The organism is Pedobacter sp. GW821-FHT01D05, assembly GCF_059422505.1.
Window position 1 is genome coordinate 56,716 of sequence record NZ_JBWKXA010000003.1, and the last position, 20,343, is coordinate 77,058.

Sequence of the window (20,343 nt, forward strand, 5' to 3'; positions counted from 1 at the left end):
GTTTTAAATGTTTTTATTAATCTGTTAATTAATTTTTATTCTTTAGTTCAGCCACCTTCTTATCAATGAATGAAGATAAGGTTGGGTTAGCCGCTAATTTTTTGCTTGATAGGTAAGCATTTACTGCTTCTTTATTTCTGCCTAAATTTTCTAAAGCTGTTCCTAAATAAAAATAGGCTTCAGGGGTCGGAGCAGTGGCAATTACGGTGTTAAAACGAGGAATTGCTTTATCAAACTGACCTGATTTTATGGAGAACAATCCTAAATTCATATTAGCCTTTACATTTTTAGGTTCTTTAGCAACAACTTCTAGCAACATTGCAATACCTTGCATTGGTGCGCCTAAGCCGTTTACTATCGTTACACCTAAGCCTGTTTTAGCTTCAATGTTTGTAGAGTCTTTCTCTAATGCATTTTTGTAAGACGCATTGGCTTTCTGCAATAAAGCAGGCTGCGCTATGCTATCTTGTGTGCTTTCAAAAGCTTTTATAAATTGATTACCGGCAGCCAACCACGATTTTGATGATGGTTCGCCTTCGGCCACAACTTCTAAATATAGTGCAGATGGAGTAATTTGCTCAACATCATCCCATTTCTGAGCCAGTTGTTTAGCAAGTTCAATCTTCTCTGCACCATTTGCGCCTTTGTAGCTTTTTTCTAAAACTGTAATATCTGTAGCCAAATTCTTGTTGATTACATTCTTTGCAGCAGTAGACGAAGTTTCGAGGTTTAGTACCGATGTAGTTGATGAAGAAGCTGCTCCGGCCACTGGGCCACTTGAAGGTATTTTTCCATTCTCTTCCGTTGGTTTAACCAAACCCTTAATGTCTCTTGTAAATAAGAATGCAACAAGCAATACAATCGCTCCAATAACAATGGTTTGTTTTGATCTGATGTTGCTATTCATATATAAGACTTAGGCTTCTACGTTAATTTTTTTTGAATTGCTTTTCACTTTATCAACAAATACTTTTGCTGGTTTAAAGCTAGGAACGAAGTGTTCTGGGATAATTATTGCAGTGTTTTTTGAGATATTTCTCGCAGTTTTTTGCGCTCTCTTTTTAACAACAAAGCTTCCGAAGCCTCTAACGTATACATTTTCACCGCCAATCATGCTGGTTTTGATAACCTTGAAAAATGCCTCAACTGTTTCCTGTACATCAACCTTCTCAATTCCGGTTTTTGTTGATATTTCTGAAATAATATCTGCCTTAGTCATATTTTATTATTTATTATATATTATGTTTTAATATTACTACTGTTTTGGGGTTGCAAAAGTATTGCTTTTTAATGAGATAGGGAAATAAAAGATGATTTTTTTATCGCTAGACTTATCAGGCAATTGCAAGTTTTTTTTTAATCGGATAAATAGACCGTAATTTGCAGTAATGACATTTCAAAATGAACTCATGAATTGGTACCTGATAAACAAGAGAGATTTGCCCTGGAGGCATACCAATGATGCCTATACCATCTGGTTATCAGAGGTTATATTACAACAAACAAGAGTAGAGCAAGGGCTTCCGTACTTTAATAAGTTTTTGGAGAATTTTCCTACAGTTGCCGATTTTGCCAATGCTACCGAAGCCAAAGTTTTGAAGCTTTGGCAAGGACTGGGTTATTATTCGAGGGGCAGGAATATGCATGCAACCGCTCAAATTGTGGTGAAAGATTACGGTGGAATCTTCCCAAACCTGCATGATGAGCTCATAAAATTAAAAGGAATTGGCGAATATACAGCTGCTGCCATTTCCTCATTTTCGTCTGGAGAAGCACGGGCCGTAGTAGACGGTAACGTATTTAGGGTACTCTCCAGGTTCTATGGTTTAGCTACGCCAATAAATAGCCCGGCAGGCAAAAAAGAGTTTTATGCGTTGGCAAATGATTTGCTATATAAAGAAGACCCTGCGTTATATAACCAGGCTATTATGGAGTTTGGGGCCATGCAGTGCAAGCCAAAATCGCCCAATTGTAGCGTTTGTCCGCTTAATCAGAGCTGTTATGCTTTTAGTCATAACCAGGTAAATGTGCTGCCGGTTAAAATTCGCAAAGCCGAACAAAAGCACCGGTATATTAATTATTTTGTTTGTTTTGAAGATGAAAAAGTATTGATCAGGGAAAGACAAGCAGGTGATATATGGCAGCATTTATATGATTTCCCTAGCATGGAAACCACAGAAGAATGCGAGTGGAGCGATTCGTTATTCATCGATCAGGTACAATCTGTATTCGGAAATAAGGCCGATTTTACATTTATAAGCGCCAAAAAGCACATATTAACACACCAAATAATCCACGTACAATTTTTTGCATTAAAAAATTATATATTTAACTTTAATAAACAAAAGGAACTTAATTGGGTTTCTTTAAGTAAATTAGATGAGTTACCGCAGCCAAAAGTAATCCATGATTTTGTTCTGGAATATTTTTATAACGACAAAATGGAGTAACTAACCATCTTGTCCGGTGCGCATTTAGAAAACGAAACAACTAACCAAAAATATTTATGTCTGGGATTAACAAAGTTATTTTAGTAGGCCATTTAGGCAAAGACCCTGAAGTGCGACATTTAGACGGTGGCGTAACGGTAGCCAGTTTTCCATTAGCTACCTCGGAAACATACAACAAAGACGGTAAAAGAGTAGAACAAACGGAGTGGCATAATATTGTGTTATGGCGTGGCTTAGCAGAAGTTGCTTCCAAATACCTTCAGAAAGGCAAACTGGTCTACATAGAGGGCAAATTAAGAACAAGATCCTTTGAAGACAAAGAAAAGGTTAAAAAATATGTAACAGAAATTGTGGCCGAAAACTTTACCATGTTGGGCAGAAAAAGCGATTTCGAGCAAAGTCCAACTACACCAACACATCAAAGTTCTGAAACTAAAATTGAAGATGAATTTACAATTGGCCCATCTGATGAAAATGGAGATCTTCCATTTTAATTAAAGGTTAAAATGCATAAAAAAAGCTACCTGATGAGAGGTAGCTTTTTTTATGTGCTTTTATTCCGTAACCTTAAAATAATGATAAAAAAAACTCCTGCCAGTTTTGCTGACAGGAGTTTCTTATGCAACACTAAAATAGTTAATTGATTTTAGTGTAGTAAATATTTAACTTTATCTTGTTTGCAGTTGAGCTGGTTGCACCTATAATAGATCTTTCTGCAGATGTAGCAGTAGATGTTCTCTGGAAATCGGTATATGATGTAGGGGCCAGGAATGTACCCTCGTCTTCGATGTTTTTATCAATCAAATTCTGAACGTAACTGGTTATGATAAAGATGTAGCGTTTCTTTAACGAATCGAAATAACCGCCAAAAAGTGCTGCACCACCAGAGGCACTATTAGTGAATGTTGTATAATCAGGTATATCGGCTGGTTGATGTGCAATATCCCAACGATATAAAGAAAGGCGTTGAGCGGCATTAAAAGGGTATGCCGGTGCATTTTCACCAATCTCTACAACTAATTCTGCCTTATTGATAATTGCTTTCCCGTACGTATTTTTAAAGCTTGTCAATTCTGGGAAAGTTAGCTTTGTTTTTACACCGGCCAAGCCTTGTAAGTAAGTAACACTATATGGAGTAGTTGGATTAGGGGCATCAATTTGTGTTTTCACTTCTGTGCCTGTATAATCATGTTTAATATTAGCTGCTACACCAGAAATTACATTTGCAGTTTGCGCAGGATTTGTAACCATCTTACCAATAGGGAAATTTACACTGGTAGTATCTATGCCGTTTGATGAGTTCGTTTTTTTCCAGACCAGCTGCAGGTAAGAGTCTGTTCCCGAAAAGTTAAAGAATGCAATGCCTCCAACACCTGTAGAAGATGTTTTATTGATCTGTGCATACAAACCTTTAAACGATTCTATAAACTTAGCATCTGTTGCTGTTCCTGCAGTACCCAGGTTTAATATAGCACTTTGTATAAATGCCTTGTTTAAAGGAATTCTGATCTGTGCCGGTACAGTTTTTAAGGTGTCAGCTTTGCCTGGAACAATAACAGATATTTTCCTTTTAGTATTCGGTGCCAGTTTGCCTGTAAAATTGCCTAAAAGCGTGTTATTAATCGCTTGTACATCGGAGCTTTTATAAGTTGTAACCTTATTGGCTAACTGATAAACATCAATGCTGTATTTAGAATTGGTGGTATCGCCGTAAAATTTTGTTAGTGTAGATGTTGTATCTAATTTTAATACCAAAACAGCAGAATCTAATACTGGGGACGTACCGAAATCATAACTTGCACTCACCGGGTAAACCGTCATTGCTAAAGCTGCCTCCGTTTTTCCAAAGGTAGGGTCTGTCATGTATCCCAATGGATAACGGTTTAATCCAGAGGTATTGGCAGGATCTTCTTCCACAAGTTGAGACTTAACTTGCGATACCACCAGCGTTCCGGTGATTGCAGCGTTTGGATCAACATCTAAACCAACACCATCAGGGTTTTTGCACGATGCAAAAAGAAAAAGACCTATCAACAGGGTTAATAAGTCTTGTTTTGTAAATTTCATATTTAAAATAATAATACCTTAATTAAGCAAGTGAAACCAGTTCGTCATTCGAAATTTCTTCATAAAAAGTATAGAAGTTTTCGAAATTCTCGGTTAAGTTAAAAGCTAATGTTGGCTTATTGGAATCTTTAACAAATTTTAACACATCTTTATTTAGGTTTTCATCTGCTAAAACTACTGCATCAGAGTGTGTTATCGCACCAATGTGCATGCTGTCGCAATCAGATGGTAAGAATGCTTTAGTATCATCCTCCGTCATATTTGCCATCACTGCTTTATTCGCGAAATTAGCATTTAATTTCTCTGTAAAGCCATCCTCATAAACAGAATATACCACTTTAGAATTCTTAAAAGTAGGATCGTTTTTATAAGTTGTTTTGATATAGGCAGGAACTAATGCACTCATCCAGCCATGACAGTGAACGATATCTGGTGCCCAGCCTAATTTTTTAACGGTTTCCAATGCGCCTTTGCAAAAGAAAATGGTGCGTTCATCATTGTCGTCGAAGAATTTCCCGCTTGCATCTCTAAATACTTGTTTGCGTTGGAAATATTCTTCGTTGTCTAAGAAATAAACCTGCATGCGTGCAGCTGGGATGGAGGCTACTTTAATGATTAAAGGATTATCGTTGTCATCAATTATGATGTTCATTCCCGATAAGCGGATTACTTCGTGTAAACGATTTCTTCTTTCGTTGATATTACCAAATTTAGGCATCAAGATGCGGATTTCGAATCCTTTTTCTTGCATTGCTTGTGGTAATTGGCGCGTGATTTCAGAAATTTTAGTAAGCTCGAGGAAAGGCGACATCTCGTGTGTAACAATCAGCAGCTTCGTTTTTGCCATCTCCATATTCTAAGAAAATATTAAGTTAAATAAAAGATAATGAGCTGCAAAGGTAAGCATAATAATACTATTTATCAATATAGCAAGCATTTGTTTGGTTTCGTTTAGATTAATTTACACCTTTACGGCTTTAATTTAGTTTGTCCAAATTGGAAATATTTAAAACCAAAGCAGCGCTTAAGGCTTTTTTAAAACCCTTAAAAGCATCAGGTAAAAAAATAGCACTTGTGCCTACCATGGGTGCCCTGCACAATGGCCATATATCGTTGATAAAACTGGCCCAACAAAATGCCGATATCATTATCTGTAGCATATTTGTAAATCCAACGCAGTTTACAGATCCTAAAGATTTAGAGAAATACCCGCGCCCAATCGAACACGATTTAGCCATGTTGGCCGATGCCGGTTGTAACGGTGTGTTTATGCCAAATGTAGATGAAATGTATCCTGCCGGAGCTGATGAAGCTTGGCACATTGATTTGGGTAATGCCGAATTTCTATTGGAAGGCGAATTTAGAAAAGGCCATTATCAAGGTGTAACGCAGATTGTAAAAAAATTGTTTGATGCCGTTGAACCAGATGTAGCCATGTTCGGACAAAAAGATTTCCAGCAGGTATTAATGATCAAGAATATGCTGGCTTATTTTAAGCTGCCTATTACCATTATTACCTGTCCGATTATCCGCGAAGCCGATGGTTTGGCGATGAGCAGCCGAAATATCCACTTATCAGCCGATGATCGCAAGCATTCGCTCGTGCTGAGTAAATCGTTGCAGTTCGTTATCGATCATTTTAACGAATATTCACTGTCAGAATTAGAAGATAAGGCCAAAGCACTTTACCATAATATTGATGACGTTGAACTTGATTATTTTACCATTGCCAATGGCGATACACTGGAACCAGCCAAATCAAAAGATGAAGATAACCTGGTTGCACTAGTTGCTGCAAAAGTGGGCTCAACCAGGCTGATCGATAATATGATTATCAAATGATGGATAATGTAGTCGGTTAATGCTTCATCGTCTTATGGTTGATGACCATGGCCCCTAAGCGATCAACTATGGACCATCAACTATCAACCTTTACATTCTGCTGCTTTGCGAAACTCCAAACTGATGACTGAAAACTCCAAACTGATTACTAACTTTGCCGTATGGTTATCACAATATTAAAATCGAAAATACACCGTGTTAAGGTAACACAAGCCGAATTGAACTATGTAGGCAGTATTACGATAGATGAAGATTTGATGGATGCAGCTAACATTATTGCTAATGAAAAGGTGCAGATTGTAAATAATAATAATGGTGCACGTTTCGAAACTTATGTAATTAAAGGCGAACGCGGTACCGGAACCATCTGTTTAAATGGCGCAACAGCCCGTTTGGCTCAGCTTGGCGACATTCTCATCATTATGTCTTACGGCTCATTACCAATAGAAGAAGCCAAAAAATACAATCCTATATTGGTTTTTCCTGACGATAACAACCACTTGCTAAAATAACCTTGTGATATTCGACCTCAAAACAGCGCTAAAATATATCATCCTGTTTTTAATCGGGATAGGGGTTTTATATTTAGCCTTTAGAGGTCAGGATTTAGGAAAGATCTGGCAGGAAATTAAATCTGCCAACTACTTTTGGGTAATTACTTCTGCATTTGCCGTATGGATTGCACATGTATTACGTGCTTTGCGCTGGCAGATGCTCTATCAGTCTATCCATTACAAAGTAAGTTTCTGGAATGCCTACCATGCCGTAATGATCGGTTACCTGGCTAATCTTGCTTTGCCACGCTTCGGAGAGATTGGCCGTTGTTCGGTTATCCACAAAGCCGAAAAGATACCCATGTTTGCTTCTATAGGTACCGTAATTACCGAACGGCTATTTGATGTGCTGATGCTTTTTCTCACCAGTTTAGCAATGCTGATTTTTCAGTATGATATTGTAGCCGATTTCCTTCATCAAACCATATATCTCAATCTTGTTAAAAAATTAAGTACCATTAACTATTTGTGGTTGGTTGGTTTGGGTATTATTATTTTGCTGCTCATTGGTGTTGCAGTATATTTTCTCCGCCAAAAATTCAGTAAAAAATTCTTACGCATTTTTGTAAGCCTGCGACAAGGATTTGGCTCATACAGTAAGTTAAAACGAAAAAGATTATTTTTAACTTATACATTAGGGATATGGCTTTTCTACTCACTTTCCATGTATTTCGCCTTTTCTTCTATTCAAGCTACTTCAGGATTACATTTTAATGCCGCATTTACAGCAATTGTATTTTCTGGTTTTGCCATGGCTGCCCCTGTTCAGGGTGGTATTGGCGTTTTCCACTGGATGGTTGCCCAATCATTGGTGCTTTATTCCATTTCTTTTAAAGATGGCTTGGCTTATTCAACCATTATTCACTCTTCGCAGGTTTTGCTCATATTGATATTGGGCTGTTTGAGCCTTATGCTGATTTTATTTAAGAAACAAAAGGGTAATTAATTCTTTTTAATTGGCCCTGTTCTCTTCTTCGCTTTTTTTGTTTTCCCTGGCTTTGTAAGTCGAACTTCCGAAATTACAAGTTAAACTAAAAACCAGTCTTTGCGAAGCGAAATAGTGGTAGAAATCGTTGTTGATAATACTTTTCTCTCTAAAAATAAGCCTTCTTTTAATGTTATCAAATGCATCATAAAGTGTAAGTTTAGTATTGATCCTGTTTTTTAACCAGGCTTTTTGCACACCAAAATCAATTCCATAAACTGGAGCCATAATATAAAGTCCATTGCCACTTTTCGATTCATAGGTATAACTTACATCCAATATCCAGTTTTTTAAAGTAAAAACTTGGCTACCGTTAACCGCATAATTATATATGGGTATTTCGTAGGTATTTCCAAAGTAAGGTGTTAGCTCTTTGTTGTAATAGAAGGTGATGTTGTTGTTCATCCGCCACCATTTGTTCATTGTTATGGGGACACTTACCTGTAGATTCGCAAATTTTCTGTAGGGTATGTTCCTGCCCAAAAAAATCAGCTCATTAGTTACTGGATTGTATTCGGGATAACGCCCCATTGGATCTGTTTCCTTTCCTGCATTTAGCGAAATATTAAGGCTTTTTCTACTATAAGACAAAGCGAAAAGACTAGTTGTAGAGAGTTGTAGGTAAGGGTTACCGATCCAATAATGCCGTGGACTGTAATAAAAACGAAAAGGATTTAACATGGCAAAGGTTGGTCTTGTTAATCGTTTGGTATAACTGAAATTGAGCTGTTCGCTTTCATTAATGGCATAAGTAATGTTTAAACTTGGGAGCCATTTTATATACTTTTTTTCTGTAATACTGCCAGTAGTAATCGAATTGGCTATGGTGTGCGTATGTTCTGCTCTTAAACTTAAACTGTAACTAAACTTACTCCATTGTCCAATATAAGAAAGGTAGCCCGCACCAATATACTCTTGATAACGGAACTGGTTACTCCGGTTGGGATCTAAGTCAAAAACATTATTGGCTAGTGTATCATAGCGGAGGTCGTTCTGAGTTTTTGTATATGCAAATTTTCCTCCGTATTCTAGTTTTCCTCTACCTATTTTTTGCGAGTAGTCTGCTTGTGCAACATGGATCATTATACTGTTTCTAGAGTCTGTTTTCCAGTAATTTAACAATTGATTGTTAAGTACATTATGATTCTGAATATCTTCGGTTTGTCGATTGTCAATTTGGGACAAAGAGGTAATTACGTGAAGTTCGCTATTCTTAAATTGGGCATCGTAATTGAGGCCGCCTGAATAATTATGTTGCTTAGGAAAGGCATTATTATCGCTTTTAACAAGCGCAATGGTCTTATCTAAGTTAGCGGTTTGGGTAAGCAATTGATTGCCAGACACCGCATTTCTGTCCATTTGGTAGGTGCGTACAAAAGCTTCAAAGTTTTGCCCTTTTTTTGCCTCATAAGTTACCCTTGCCTGCACATTAAAGTTTTGGTTGGAGGTAATGGTTCTGGTATCGGTAGTCATCGCGTTTGTATTAGCTAAATACTGCAAAGAATAATACTTATAAAAAGTGCTTCCGCCGGTATGGCCCAGCCTTAAATCGTACACAAACCGGTTTGTTTTAAGCACCAGTGATAGATTATTATCCAATAAACTGTAATTATTTCGCTGAAAACGGACATTATAGGTGCCTCTTACGCCTAAAGACTGATTTCTCTTCAGTTTTACATCGATAATTCCCTGATATTCTCCATCATATTTTGATGAAGGCTGGTTAATCATTTCAATCGATTCGACCATATCTGGCGACAAGCTACTGAGGTAGGAGATGATTTCATCGTTGTTCATATTTGTCGGCTTGCCATCAACAAATAAGGTTGGAGTCGCCCTGCTTGCCATTAATATTGTTCCATCCTCGTTAACCTGCAAGCCCGGTAGTTTCTTAAACACATCTAACAAATTAGAAGCAGACTTGAAAAACACATTATTGGCAATGCCGATTTTAATCTGACCATTTTTTGTGCTAAAATTTGGTACTCCCCCTGTTATGGTTACTTCTTGGAGTAGGTTAGCGTCTTCCTCCATTAAAATGTCGCCCACATCAATTGTTTTCAGGCTGTTCTCATTTATCAATAACTCTTTTTGTGTTTTTTGGTAACCAACTAAAGTAACCGATAAAACGTATTTTCCGTTTGGCAGGTCTCTAAATTCGAAGAAACCGGTGGTATCGCTATTGGTATGTTTGATCACTGTAGGATGGTCTTTGTCAGCCAAAGCCAAATTGGCTAAAGGGATAGTCTGCTTGGTTTTACGGTCAATCAGTTTTCCTTTAATCGTTTGTGCATTTAGAAATAGAGGTATAAATAAGAATAGGCAGAATAACAATGTCGGTTTCATCTTCGTGTATTTGGATTTTGCAGAATGTTCCAAAACTAGGAGAGAAGGATAGATAAGGGGTTTTGAATCTCAGATTTAGGCGTTCGGAATTATAAAACGAGACCAAATTTAGTTTGATGAAACAACTAATAGTTGTTCCTTATAATGCATCGGGGTTGTTTGTTTGTGTTTTTTAAAAGCAGTGTAAAATGTAGATTTGGAGTTAAAGCCCACCTCATATCCAATGGCTTCGAGCTTAATGCCCCTGTCGTTAACAATCAGTTCACAGGCTTCGTTTATTCTAAATTCGTTAATGTAAGCCGCGAAGCTTTTGCCTAAATTGTCGTTGAGCAATTGCGAAAGCTGGTGACCCGAAATATTAATTTTTTTGGCTAAATCATTTAATTTTAGGTCTGGGTTCTTGTAAAGTTCGTCTTCCAAAATAATCTTCTGCAGTCTTTCTGTTAGTGTTACGGCATGTTCGTCGGTTATCTTCTTGTTGGCATAACGAACCAAATCCTGGCTGCCAGAAAAAAGATTGCTATTTTTTCTTCTGCTAATAAACAAGAAAGTGTTTAAGTAAAGAACGGCTGAGAAAAATAAAGCCCCACTTATGCAAGGGCCATTAAAAAATGAGAAGATGGGTAACTTAAATGCAGCAGGCACTATTATATTCCCAATAAATACAGATAGCAATAGTGTCTCTGTTGTAGAAATCTTGCCCCCTTTGCCGAAAACATTTCTGAGCAACCAGGCAGATAGTGCAATATAAACGGTAAATTGTATTGAAATTATTCTACCGATATAATTTTCCCATATATCAGGCTTGCTGTTATAGGGTGCAATGATACTGGCAATTACAATTGCAAAAATCCAAAAGAGATATGTTCCTTTCCGTGTAGTTTTATGCTTTGGATCTTGCTCCAAAGTCGATTGAATAAAATAAAAAAGCGAGGGGCCAACCAATGAACTTCCTAAAATGCCAATTTGAATATAAATGCCAGGTAAGGCCGGATAGAAATAAAAAAGAAGCGACTTGCTGATCTTTAAACAAAGAGAAACAAGCAAAAGCCCAAGAAAAAAAGAAGATGTGGATTTTGGTTTTTTGAAGAATAACAAATATGCACTAATGATAAAGCCATTAAATGCGCCCAGGGCACTAAAGAAAAATAATATTTGTTGCCCTAGGTTCATTTAACAAAAATAATAATCTTACATTAACACAAAGCCTATTCTAGCTAATACTTTCATTTTAAATGTGATAATATTTTTAAGGATTGTTTAATAAATTATAAAAGTATCATGAGATAAAATAAATTACTATGCAGCCATAGTAATTTCGATCATTAATGCTACATTTGATTTACTAACCTTTTATACATAAATGTTATGCATTTTGAATTAAGTGAAGAACAATTAATGATCCGGCAGGCTGCTCGCGATTTCGCGCAGCAAGAATTAAAGCCAGGTGTGATCGAACGAGACGAACATCAGAAATTTCCGGCCGAGCAGGTAAAAAAACTTGGAGAACTTGGTTTTTTGGGGATGATGGTGGGCGAAAAATATAACGGAAGCGGACTTGATGCCATTTCTTACGTTTTGGTAATGGAAGAGCTTTCTAAAATAGATGCCTCTGCATCGGTAGTGGTTTCGGTAAACAATTCATTGGTTTGTTATGGATTAGAGGCCTATGGCAGCGAAGCCCAAAAAGAAAAATATTTAAAGCCGCTTGCAGCCGGAGAAAAAATAGGTGCCTTTTGTTTATCGGAGCCCGAAGCCGGATCTGATGCTACCTCGCAACGTACAACCGCTGAGGATAAAGGCGATTATTATCTGCTGAATGGTACAAAAAACTGGATCACCAATGGAAGTACCGCATCAACTTATCTGGTTATTGCACAAACCCATCCTGAGTTAAGACATAAAGGCATCAACGCTTTTATTGTAGAGAAAGGAATGGAAGGTTTTACCGTTGGACCAAAAGAAAATAAACTGGGCATTCGCGGATCTGATACACATTCTTTAATGTTTAACGATGTTAAGGTGCCAAAAGAAAATAGGATAGGTGAAGATGGCTTCGGTTTTAAGTTTGCCATGAAAACTTTAGAAGGCGGGAGGATTGGTATTGCGGCCCAGGCGCTAGGTATTGCACAAGGTGCTTTCGAGTTGGCTACGCAGTATGCTAAAGAGCGTAAATCATTTGGCAAACCAATTGCTGAACATCAGGCTATTGCTTTTAAACTGGCCGATATGGCGACACAGATCGAAGCCGCAAGGTTACTGGTTTATAAAGCTGCGTGGTTAAAGGATCAGGGATTGCCTTACACACAGGCTGGTTCTATGGCTAAGCTGTTTGCTTCGAAAGTGGCGATGGATGTAACCATCGAAGCAGTGCAGGTGCACGGTGGTTACGGTTTCGTAAAAGAATACCATGTAGAACGTTTAATGCGCGATGCTAAAATTACCCAGATTTACGAAGGAACTTCTGAGATCCAGAAAATGGTGATATCGAGAGAAGTGATCCGGTAGTTTCCAGTTATCAATTTTCAGTTGGCAGTTCGAATTGAAAACCGCCAACTGAAAACTGAACTATTCCTTCTCCCCAACTACAGCGCTAAACACGGCTTTAATTAAGGCTACAACTATAGCCAGGAATGCAGCAGCGATAAAACCTGAAGTGTTAAAAGAGGTCATCATGTTATCAACCAATAAAATCATTAAAACGGTAATGATAAATGATACCAGTCCGAGCGTTAAAAAATTAACAGGGAATGTTAATAATCTTAAAATAAACCCGATGGTTGCATTTGCAAGTGCAATTAGCACGGCGGCAATTATTGCGTTTCCATAACCATCAACGCTTACGCCCGGCACTAGCTTTGCGCCTATAAAAAACGCCAGTCCTGTTAAAAGGATTTCGATAATAAATCTCATAATTGTTTATTTTTGTAAATGTTTAAATGCTTTTTTAAATACCAGGCCGTAATTGCTGTTGTCCTATTCGCACTTTCATGTTCGAATACAAACAACAGGCCAATAATTAAGTTTTCTGGGGATAGTTCATCAATAATAATTAAAAATATTGATGAGGCGAGTCTCTTACAGGTTAAAAATGCCTATCAGGCTAATGCAGATACACTTAATGTGATCTCAGTTTTGATAAAACCAGGCGACTTGGACAGTATTCAGGATGAGCTTGAGGTGCCTGGCAAGGTTAAGATACTTGGCGATTCAGTCATATTTAATCCAGATCAGCCATTTCTTAAGGGTAAAGAATATCTGGTTGAGAGTTACATCGGAATAAAATTTGCAACTGTGGGCGATCTGATTATGGGGAAGGGTAAGCAGAATTTAAAAGCGCAGCGACAAACACTTAAACGGTAATAATCAGCATAATAATTAGCGCAAGTGTTTGATTTTTTCTAAAAAATTACTACATTTGCATCGTAATCGAAGAAAAGAGAAGGGGACAATGTCCCCTTTTTCTATGAAATCAGGTTAAAATATGCAGGTAGAAAAGAGAGTTGCAGCCCTCGTTGAGGAAAAAATAGCAGATCAGCCAGAACTCTTTCTGGTTGAAGTAAAAATGTTGCCAAACAATAAATTGATTATCCATGTTGATGGCGACGAAGGTATTAGCATACAGGATTGTGTGGCGATAAGCAGGCATGTTGGTTTTCATCTCGAAGAAGAAAACGCTATAGAACAGGCTTATAATTTAGAAGTTTCTTCGCCAGGTGTTGGCGAGCCTTTAAAATTAATCCGTCAATACAATAAAAATATTGGCCGTACAGTAAGCATTAAGCTGAAAGAAGGATTAAAAAAAGAAGGGAAACTGCTAGCGGTTACAGAAAATAATCTGCTGATTGAAGAATCGGTTAAAGAAAAAGGGAAAAAGGCGGTAGCAATTCAAACAGCTGTTCCGTTTAATGATATATTAGAAACAAGTGTGTTAATTTCATTTAAGTAAAAATGAGTACTACAACAATTAATTTGATCGACTCTTTTCAAGAGTTTAAAGATTTCAAAAATATAGATCGCCCAACGGTGATCAGTGTGCTGGAAGAAGTTTTTCGTAGCATGTTGCGTAAAAAATACGGAACAGACGAAAACTGTGATGTTATTGTGAATCCGGATAATGGGGATTTGGAGATCTGGAGAACAAGAAAAGTAATGGAGGATGGATTTTCTGAGGATGATGATTTAGAGATTGAGCTTGCTGAAGTTTCTAAATTAGACAGTACTTTAGAAGTTGGCGATGATTATATCGAGCAGATTACTTTAGAGAGCTTTGGACGTAGAGCAATTTTAGCTGCCCGTCAAACTTTGGTTTCTAAAGTATTGGAATTAGAGAAAGACGAAATCTTCAAAAAATATAAAGATAGGGTAGGCGAAATCGTAACAGGTGAGGTTTATCAGGTTTGGAAAAAAGAAACTTTGGTTTTAGACGATGAAGGTAACGAACTTTTAATGCCTAAAACAGAGCAGATTCCAGCAGATTATTTCAAAAAAGGAGATTCTGTGAGAGCGGTAATCTCTAAAGTAGAAATGATCAACGCTAACCCGAAAATTATCATTTCGAGAACAGCACCAGAATTTTTGCAACGCCTGTTCGAACAGGAAGTTCCAGAAATTTTCGACGGTTTAATTACCGTTAAGAAAATTGTTCGCGAACCGGGAGAGCGTGCTAAAGTTGCAGTTGAATCGTACGATGACCGTATCGATCCAGTAGGTGCTTGTGTGGGTATGAAAGGATCACGTATTCACGGTATCGTTCGCGAATTGAAAAACGAAAACATTGATGTGATTAATTTCACCAATAATATTTCATTATACATTACCCGTGCGTTAAGCCCGGCAAAAATCACCTCTATTAAATTGGATGATGAAACTAAACATGCATCGGTTTACTTAAAACCAGATCAGGTTTCATTGGCAATTGGACGTGGCGGACACAACATTAAACTGGCCGGTAAATTAACTGGCTACGAAATTGATGTGTATCGCGAAGCTGGAGAAGAAAACGACGAGGATGTTGATTTAGAAGAATTCTCAGATGAGATTGATAGCTGGATCATTGATGAATTAAAGGCTATCGGTTGCGATACTGCTAAGAGTGTACTAGCACTTACAGTAGAAGATTTGGTAAAACGCACCGACCTTGAAGAGGAAACCATTAAAGAAGTGGTTCAAATTTTGAAGTCAGAATTTGAATAAGTGGTGTAATTGCCAAATAAACACTACTTTTGTATTAAATAAAAAACAATAACAGGAGCTAAATGTCAGACGACAAACCAATCATTTTAATTAAAGCTATTAAAGAACTTAATATAGGCATGGGTACGGCCGTTGAGTTTTTAAACAAAAAGGGATTCTCTGCCGAGAAAAGCCCTATGTTTAAACTTACGGGAGATATGTATAATGCCTTATTGAAAGAGTATCAGGGAGATAAGATCGTAAGAGAAGAAGCCAAACAAATAGTGATTGGTAAAATACGTCGTGACGAGCCTGAGACTGAAAAGCCAGTAGAAGCGCCGAAGAAGAATACCGATTTTGAGAAAAATGAAGAGATTTTAATTAAAAATGCTCAATCATTTACACCTCCGGTAGAGAAACCAAAGGTTGTAGAAACCCCTAAGGTAGAAACACCAGCGCCAACACCGGCCCCTGCGGCAGCAGTAGAGCCGGTAAAAGAAACTAAGGCAGAAGATAAGGTTGAAGAAACTGGATTGCCAGGGGTTAAAATTGTAGGAAGGATCGATTTAAACGATCTTAACTCGAAAACACGCCCGGCTAAGAAAGAAGAAACACCTGCTGCACCGGCACCTGTTGTAGAACAGCCAGTGGTTAAAGCACCTGAACCGGTAAAACCAGTTGAACAACCTAAAGTAGAAGAGAAACCGGTTGAGGTTAAAAAGGAAGAAACACCTGCTGCACCAGCACCAGCTGTAGAACCGCCAGTGGTTAAAGCCCCCGAGCCTGTAAAACCAGTTGAACAACCTAAGGTGGAAGAAAAACCATCTGAAGTAAAACCGGTAAACAACGAGCCTGAGGTAATTAAAGCACGTACCGTTAAATTAACCGGTCCGAACATTATTGGTAAAATTGTTTTACCAACAACGCCGGATAGAAGAAACGGGCCAGTGGCATCATCTAGCGATAGTGAAGCCGCTAAACGTAAGCGTAAACGCAAAAAAACTCCGGGAGCACCGGGTCAACCAGGTCAACACGGTGGTCAAGGCCAGCAAGGACAGAATAATCCTGCAGGTCAAGGTCAAAGTGGTACACCAGGACAACCCCGTACACCTTATCAAGGTAATAGACCAGGCGGTGGAACTCCATACCAGGGTAACAGACCAGCCGGACAAGGCGGAACTCCTTATCAGGGAAATAGAAATAATAACAATAACAGGCCAGGTTTCCAAAATAGAAATGCTACACCAAGCGGACCTAAAGAAGAACCTACTGAGAAAGAAATTCAAGATCAGATCAAAGCAACACTTGCCCGTTTAAGTGGTGCGGGTAAATCAGGTAAATTTGCACAACGTGCTAAATTACGTCGTCAGAAACGTGATGATGTAGCATCGAACGCAGAAGAGGCTGCAAATGAGCTTGAATCGCAATCGAAAATATTAAAAGTAACAGAATTTGTTACGGCTAATGAGTTAGCGAGCATGATGGATGTACCGGTTACCAAAATTATTGGTACCTGTATGAGCCTGGGTATGTTCGTTTCCATTAACCAGCGTTTAGATGCTGAAACCTTAACCATTGTTGCAGATGAGTTTGGTTACGAAATTCAATTCGTTAAACCGGATGAGGATGAAGAAAATGTAATTGAGGAAGAAGATAACGAGGCAGATTTAATCGAAAGAGCTCCGGTTGTTACGATTATGGGTCACGTCGATCACGGTAAAACCTCATTGCTGGATTATATCCGTAAAGCAAACGTGGTAGCTGGTGAGGCAGGTGGTATTACCCAGCACATTGGTGCTTACATGGTAACTACACCGACCGGTAAAAAAGTAACCTTCTTAGATACTCCGGGTCACGAAGCCTTTACAGCGATGCGTGCACGTGGTGCTAAGGCTGCCGATATTGCCATTATTGTTATCGCGGCTGATGATGCGGTGATGCCTCAAACAAAAGAGGCGATTAACCACGCACAGGCTGCGGGCGTACCATTGGTATTTGCTTTCACTAAAGTAGATAAGCCAGGTGCAAATGCAGATAAGGTACGTGAGCAGTTATCAGTAATGAATATCTTGGTTGAAGATTGGGGCGGTAAATATCAATCGCAGGAAATCTCAAGCAAAAGCGGCTTAAATGTTGATTTACTTTTAGATAAAGTATTATTAGAAGCCGAATTATTAGAACTGAAAGCAAATCCGAATAAGAGAGCTACAGGTACTGTAATTGAGTCGGCATTAGATAAAGGACGTGGTATCGTAACTACAGTATTGGTTCAGGCCGGTACATTAAGAGTGGGAGATCCAATCTTAGCGGGTAGTTATAGCGGACGTGTAAAGGCATTAACCAACGAGCGTGGTGCTAAAGTAGATTCTGCAGGTCCATCGCAACCGGTACAGGTTTTGGGTATGCAGGGTGCACCTACAGCAGGCGATCGATTTAATGCTTTAGAAAGTGAAACCGAAGCGCGTGATATTGCAAACAAACGTATGCAGTTACAACGTGAGCAGGGATTACGTACACAGAAACACATTACACTGGATGAGATCGGCCGTCGTTTGGCTATCGGTAACTTTAAAGAGCTTAACATCATTGTTAAAGGTGATGTGGATGGTTCAATCGAGGCATTAGCCGATTCATTATTGAAACTATCAACTGAGCAGATCCAGATCAATATCATCAGTAAAGGTGTTGGTCAGATTTCAGAGTCTGATGTATTGTTAGCTTCGGCTTCTGATGCGATTATTATTGGTTTCCAGGTTCGTCCATCAACAGGTGCTCGTAAACTTGCAGAAGCTGAGCAGATCGATATCCGTTTATATTCTATCATCTACGATGCAATCAACGAGATTAAATCAGCGATGGAAGGTATGTTGGATCCAGAATTTGAAGAGAAAATTGTGGCTAACGTTGAGATTCGTGAGACTTTCAAAATTACTAAGGTGGGTACCATTGCAGGTTGTATGGTATTGGATGGTAAGATTACCCGTAACAGCAAGATCCGTATCGTTAGGGACGGTGTTGTAGTGTACACAGGTGAACTGGCATCGTTAAAACGCTTTAAAGATGATGTGAAAGAGGTTAATAAAGGTTACGAGTGTGGTTTAAACATTCAGAACTTTAACAACATCGAAGTTGGCGATATCGTAGAAGCTTACGAACAAGTAGAAGTAGCTAGAAAACTGTAACAGTTTTTAAAATATAGAATTTAAAGTGGCCTCGAAAAGGGCCACTTTTTTTATGTTCAAAATATTTTAATCTTAAAATTATCGGATAATATTAAGTTTACATCTTAAAAATATCGGATAATATTAAGTTTATGTCTTAAAAATATCGATATTTGTACTCATGGAAAGATCAGAAGCACTAAAATCTTTAAAGGGCCATTTGAGTAAGCCTCAGCATACTATCGTGATAGGTCCAAGGCAGATCGGTAAAACCACATTGGTTAAACAATTGGCTGAAGAGTTAAATCAAGCTAATGAACTGGTTTATTTTCTGACTTTTGAAGATCCTGTTATTTTAGAAGCTGTAAATCATCATGCTGAAAATATCTTTAATTATACATTATTACCAGCTGATGTTCCTACAGATAAAAGATTATATATTATTATTGACGAAGTTCAATATGCAAAAGATCCCAGTAATTTTTTAAAACTTTTGTATGATAAGTATTCCCCAAAATTGAAAATCATTGCAACAGGGAGTAGTGCATTTTACATTGATAAAAGCTTTAAGGATAGCTTAGCCGGAAGAAAAAAGGTATTTGAATTTTTTCCTTTGGCTTTTGATGAGTTCCTGCACTTTAAGGGTGAGGATAATTTAATTGCAGAGTGGGAGCAGATGAAGAAAAGGGCTGCATATCAGGGGCTTCAACGCAACCGTATAAATTCACTTTTTGAAGAATATTTAGTTTATGGCGGTTATCCAGCCGTAGTTTTGGCAGATACTGAACAGGAAAAGCAGGAAATGCTTAAAGAACTTGTAAATAGCTACATGAAAAAAGATGCTTCAGAAGCGGGCATTAAAGAAGAATTAAAGTTTTTTCAGCTGGCAAGGTTATTGGCCGATCAAACAGGTAATCTGGTGAATAATCATGAACTGGGAAATACCTTGCAAATGGCCGGTTCTACGATAGAAAACTACATTTATTTAATGCAGAAAACCTTTATTGTACAATTGCTTTCTCCTTTTTACGGCAATGTTCGGAAAGAATTAACCAAAATGCCAAAGATCTATTTTAATGATAATGGCCTGCGTAATGCATTGTTAAATAACTTTTCTAAACTGAACGATAGAGCAGACAAAGGAGAATTGTTAGAAAATTATGTCTATTGTAGGTTAAGGCAGTTATTTGATACAGATAATCTGCACTTTTGGCGTACTGCTGATGGTAATGAAGTAGATTTTATTGTAGAAAAACACTTAAACAAAGGTATGGCTTACGAGGTGAAGTATAATGATATTCAGTTTAAGCCAACCAAGTATAAAAAATTTGTAGAGGCATATCCTGATTTCGATTTAGAATGTGTTTGTAAGATACTTACAAAAAATGATTCGATAGAGGCTATCAGATTATAGCTTGTTGATGGGATGATGATATCAAATGACACATTAACAACGCTGACGCCCTTTTTTACTGGGCAGTAGATTAATAGGAGATATTACTACAGGCAAGATATATTTTCAAGATGGCCCAGTGTTTTAAGGTATATTACGGGCCCAGCAGTAGCTGATAGATATAGTATTAATTTAGCATATGCACAAGAAATTAATGGCTTAGGTACATACAGCGTGGGTGCTTCTTTACAATAGTTCTACGGGAGGACATTTCTATACTCTTAATAGAAGCCCAGGATTTGCTGGATGCTCTTATAATAGTCAGTTTTTTATGCCTTCGTTAATTAATTATTTTAGGAATAGAATTAAA

18 protein-coding genes are annotated in these 20,343 nt (G+C 37.9%); 11 read left to right on the forward strand and 7 right to left on the reverse strand.

Annotated features, from left to right (window positions below; all coding sequences use genetic code 11):
- Positions 1–28: 28 nt before the first annotated feature.
- Together AC07VK_RS12400 and AC07VK_RS12405 are read right to left on the reverse strand one after the other, a co-directional pair.
- Positions 29–907: a tetratricopeptide repeat protein gene (locus tag AC07VK_RS12400; RefSeq protein ID WP_492960812.1), complete on the reverse strand. Its 879-nt coding sequence runs from the start codon at positions 905–907 to the stop codon at positions 29–31.
- Between the two features lie 9 nt (positions 908–916).
- The gene (locus AC07VK_RS12405) at positions 917–1,219 is read right to left on the reverse strand and encodes an HU family DNA-binding protein (RefSeq protein ID WP_025143406.1); all 303 of its coding nucleotides are present in this window, start codon (positions 1,217–1,219) and stop codon (positions 917–919) included.
- Between the two features lie 169 nt (positions 1,220–1,388).
- Here AC07VK_RS12405 and mutY point away from each other — a divergent pair, with 169 nt between their 5' ends.
- Together mutY and AC07VK_RS12415 are read left to right on the forward strand one after the other, a co-directional pair.
- Positions 1,389–2,450: an A/G-specific adenine glycosylase gene (gene mutY, locus AC07VK_RS12410; RefSeq protein WP_492960814.1), complete on the forward strand. Its 1,062-nt coding sequence runs from the start codon at positions 1,389–1,391 to the stop codon at positions 2,448–2,450.
- Between the two features lie 56 nt (positions 2,451–2,506).
- A complete protein-coding gene (locus AC07VK_RS12415) occupies positions 2,507–2,944 on the forward strand; it encodes a single-stranded DNA-binding protein (protein ID WP_131028222.1) in 438 nt (145 codons plus the stop codon).
- A 142-nt stretch (positions 2,945–3,086) separates the two neighbouring features.
- Here AC07VK_RS12415 and AC07VK_RS12420 read toward each other — a convergent pair whose 3' ends face one another.
- On the reverse strand, positions 3,087–4,517 hold the full coding sequence (locus AC07VK_RS12420) for a DUF4270 domain-containing protein (protein WP_492960816.1): 1,431 nt from the start codon (positions 4,515–4,517) through the stop codon (positions 3,087–3,089).
- 22 nt (positions 4,518–4,539) lie between these two features.
- Positions 4,540–5,364 carry a glycogen/starch synthase gene (locus AC07VK_RS12425; RefSeq protein ID WP_426327147.1) on the reverse strand — a complete coding sequence of 275 codons (825 nt, stop codon included), beginning with the start codon at positions 5,362–5,364 and terminating at the stop codon, positions 4,540–4,542.
- Positions 5,365–5,513: 149 nt separating this feature from the next.
- Here AC07VK_RS12425 and panC point away from each other — a divergent pair, with 149 nt between their 5' ends.
- The 3 genes from panC to AC07VK_RS12440 all read left to right on the forward strand — a co-directional run bounded on the left by panC (position 5,514) and on the right by AC07VK_RS12440 (position 7,859).
- Positions 5,514–6,359 carry a pantoate--beta-alanine ligase gene (gene panC, locus AC07VK_RS12430; RefSeq protein ID WP_492952435.1) on the forward strand — a complete coding sequence of 282 codons (846 nt, stop codon included), beginning with the start codon at positions 5,514–5,516 and terminating at the stop codon, positions 6,357–6,359.
- A gap of 161 nt (positions 6,360–6,520) precedes the next feature.
- Positions 6,521–6,871 carry an aspartate 1-decarboxylase gene (gene panD, locus AC07VK_RS12435; RefSeq protein ID WP_055909206.1) on the forward strand — a complete coding sequence of 117 codons (351 nt, stop codon included), beginning with the start codon at positions 6,521–6,523 and terminating at the stop codon, positions 6,869–6,871.
- Between the two features lie 4 nt (positions 6,872–6,875).
- Positions 6,876–7,859 carry a lysylphosphatidylglycerol synthase transmembrane domain-containing protein gene (locus tag AC07VK_RS12440; protein ID WP_492960818.1) on the forward strand — a complete coding sequence of 328 codons (984 nt, stop codon included), beginning with the start codon at positions 6,876–6,878 and terminating at the stop codon, positions 7,857–7,859.
- A 6-nt stretch (positions 7,860–7,865) separates the two neighbouring features.
- Here AC07VK_RS12440 and AC07VK_RS12445 read toward each other — a convergent pair whose 3' ends face one another.
- Together AC07VK_RS12445 and AC07VK_RS12450 are read right to left on the reverse strand one after the other, a co-directional pair.
- A complete protein-coding gene (locus tag AC07VK_RS12445; RefSeq protein ID WP_492960820.1) occupies positions 7,866–10,244 on the reverse strand; it encodes a TonB-dependent receptor in 2,379 nt (792 codons plus the stop codon).
- Between the two features lie 108 nt (positions 10,245–10,352).
- Complete coding sequence (locus tag AC07VK_RS12450; RefSeq protein ID WP_492960822.1) at positions 10,353–11,417, reverse strand: helix-turn-helix domain-containing protein; 1,065 nt, start codon at positions 11,415–11,417, stop codon at positions 10,353–10,355.
- A gap of 195 nt (positions 11,418–11,612) precedes the next feature.
- On the opposite strand from AC07VK_RS12450, the gene AC07VK_RS12455 reads away from it, so the two are divergent.
- Positions 11,613–12,752 carry an acyl-CoA dehydrogenase gene (locus AC07VK_RS12455; protein WP_492960824.1) on the forward strand — a complete coding sequence of 380 codons (1,140 nt, stop codon included), beginning with the start codon at positions 11,613–11,615 and terminating at the stop codon, positions 12,750–12,752.
- Between the two features lie 60 nt (positions 12,753–12,812).
- Here the strand turns inward: AC07VK_RS12455 and AC07VK_RS12460 are convergent, their stop codons facing one another.
- On the reverse strand, positions 12,813–13,157 hold the full coding sequence (locus tag AC07VK_RS12460) for a phage holin family protein (protein WP_492952440.1): 345 nt from the start codon (positions 13,155–13,157) through the stop codon (positions 12,813–12,815).
- Positions 13,158–13,175: 18 nt separating this feature from the next.
- On the opposite strand from AC07VK_RS12460, the gene AC07VK_RS12465 reads away from it, so the two are divergent.
- The 5 genes from AC07VK_RS12465 (at position 13,176) to AC07VK_RS12485 (ending at position 19,994) form a co-directional block, all read left to right on the forward strand.
- A complete protein-coding gene (locus tag AC07VK_RS12465; protein ID WP_492960826.1) occupies positions 13,176–13,607 on the forward strand; it encodes a hypothetical protein in 432 nt (143 codons plus the stop codon).
- 121 nt (positions 13,608–13,728) lie between these two features.
- Complete coding sequence (gene rimP / locus AC07VK_RS12470; protein ID WP_492960828.1) at positions 13,729–14,193, forward strand: ribosome assembly cofactor RimP; 465 nt, start codon at positions 13,729–13,731, stop codon at positions 14,191–14,193.
- A gap of 2 nt (positions 14,194–14,195) precedes the next feature.
- Positions 14,196–15,440: a transcription termination factor NusA gene (gene nusA, locus AC07VK_RS12475; RefSeq protein WP_029274497.1), complete on the forward strand. Its 1,245-nt coding sequence runs from the start codon at positions 14,196–14,198 to the stop codon at positions 15,438–15,440.
- Between the two features lie 62 nt (positions 15,441–15,502).
- On the forward strand, positions 15,503–18,601 hold the full coding sequence (gene infB / locus AC07VK_RS12480) for a translation initiation factor IF-2 (protein WP_492960830.1): 3,099 nt from the start codon (positions 15,503–15,505) through the stop codon (positions 18,599–18,601).
- A 160-nt stretch (positions 18,602–18,761) separates the two neighbouring features.
- Positions 18,762–19,994 (forward strand): ATP-binding protein, encoded by a 1,233-nt coding sequence (locus tag AC07VK_RS12485; protein ID WP_492960832.1) that lies wholly within the window; start codon positions 18,762–18,764, stop codon positions 19,992–19,994.
- Positions 19,995–20,343 lie beyond the last annotated feature (349 nt).

Bases quoted from the DNA above. Each gene is read 5' to 3' on its own strand.
- AC07VK_RS12400 (WP_492960812.1), bottom strand. From the start codon at position 907: ATGAATAGCAACATCAGATCAAAACAAACCATTGTTATTGGAGCGATT.
- AC07VK_RS12405 (WP_025143406.1), bottom strand. From the start codon at position 1,219: ATGACTAAGGCAGATATTATTTCAGAAATATCAACAAAAACCGGAATT.
- mutY (WP_492960814.1), top strand. From the start codon at position 1,389: ATGACATTTCAAAATGAACTCATGAATTGGTACCTGATAAACAAGAGA.
- AC07VK_RS12415 (WP_131028222.1), top strand. From the start codon at position 2,507: ATGTCTGGGATTAACAAAGTTATTTTAGTAGGCCATTTAGGCAAAGAC.
- AC07VK_RS12420 (WP_492960816.1), bottom strand. From the start codon at position 4,517: ATGAAATTTACAAAACAAGACTTATTAACCCTGTTGATAGGTCTTTTT.
- AC07VK_RS12425 (WP_426327147.1), bottom strand. From the start codon at position 5,364: ATGGCAAAAACGAAGCTGCTGATTGTTACACACGAGATGTCGCCTTTC.
- panD (WP_055909206.1), top strand. From the start codon at position 6,521: ATGGTTATCACAATATTAAAATCGAAAATACACCGTGTTAAGGTAACA.
- AC07VK_RS12445 (WP_492960820.1), bottom strand. From the start codon at position 10,244: ATGAAACCGACATTGTTATTCTGCCTATTCTTATTTATACCTCTATTT.
- AC07VK_RS12450 (WP_492960822.1), bottom strand. From the start codon at position 11,417: ATGAACCTAGGGCAACAAATATTATTTTTCTTTAGTGCCCTGGGCGCA.
- AC07VK_RS12455 (WP_492960824.1), top strand. From the start codon at position 11,613: ATGCATTTTGAATTAAGTGAAGAACAATTAATGATCCGGCAGGCTGCT.
- AC07VK_RS12460 (WP_492952440.1), bottom strand. From the start codon at position 13,157: ATGAGATTTATTATCGAAATCCTTTTAACAGGACTGGCGTTTTTTATA.
- AC07VK_RS12465 (WP_492960826.1), top strand. From the start codon at position 13,176: ATGTTTAAATGCTTTTTTAAATACCAGGCCGTAATTGCTGTTGTCCTA.
- rimP (WP_492960828.1), top strand. From the start codon at position 13,729: ATGCAGGTAGAAAAGAGAGTTGCAGCCCTCGTTGAGGAAAAAATAGCA.
- nusA (WP_029274497.1), top strand. From the start codon at position 14,196: ATGAGTACTACAACAATTAATTTGATCGACTCTTTTCAAGAGTTTAAA.
- infB (WP_492960830.1), top strand. From the start codon at position 15,503: ATGTCAGACGACAAACCAATCATTTTAATTAAAGCTATTAAAGAACTT.
- AC07VK_RS12485 (WP_492960832.1), top strand. From the start codon at position 18,762: ATGGAAAGATCAGAAGCACTAAAATCTTTAAAGGGCCATTTGAGTAAG.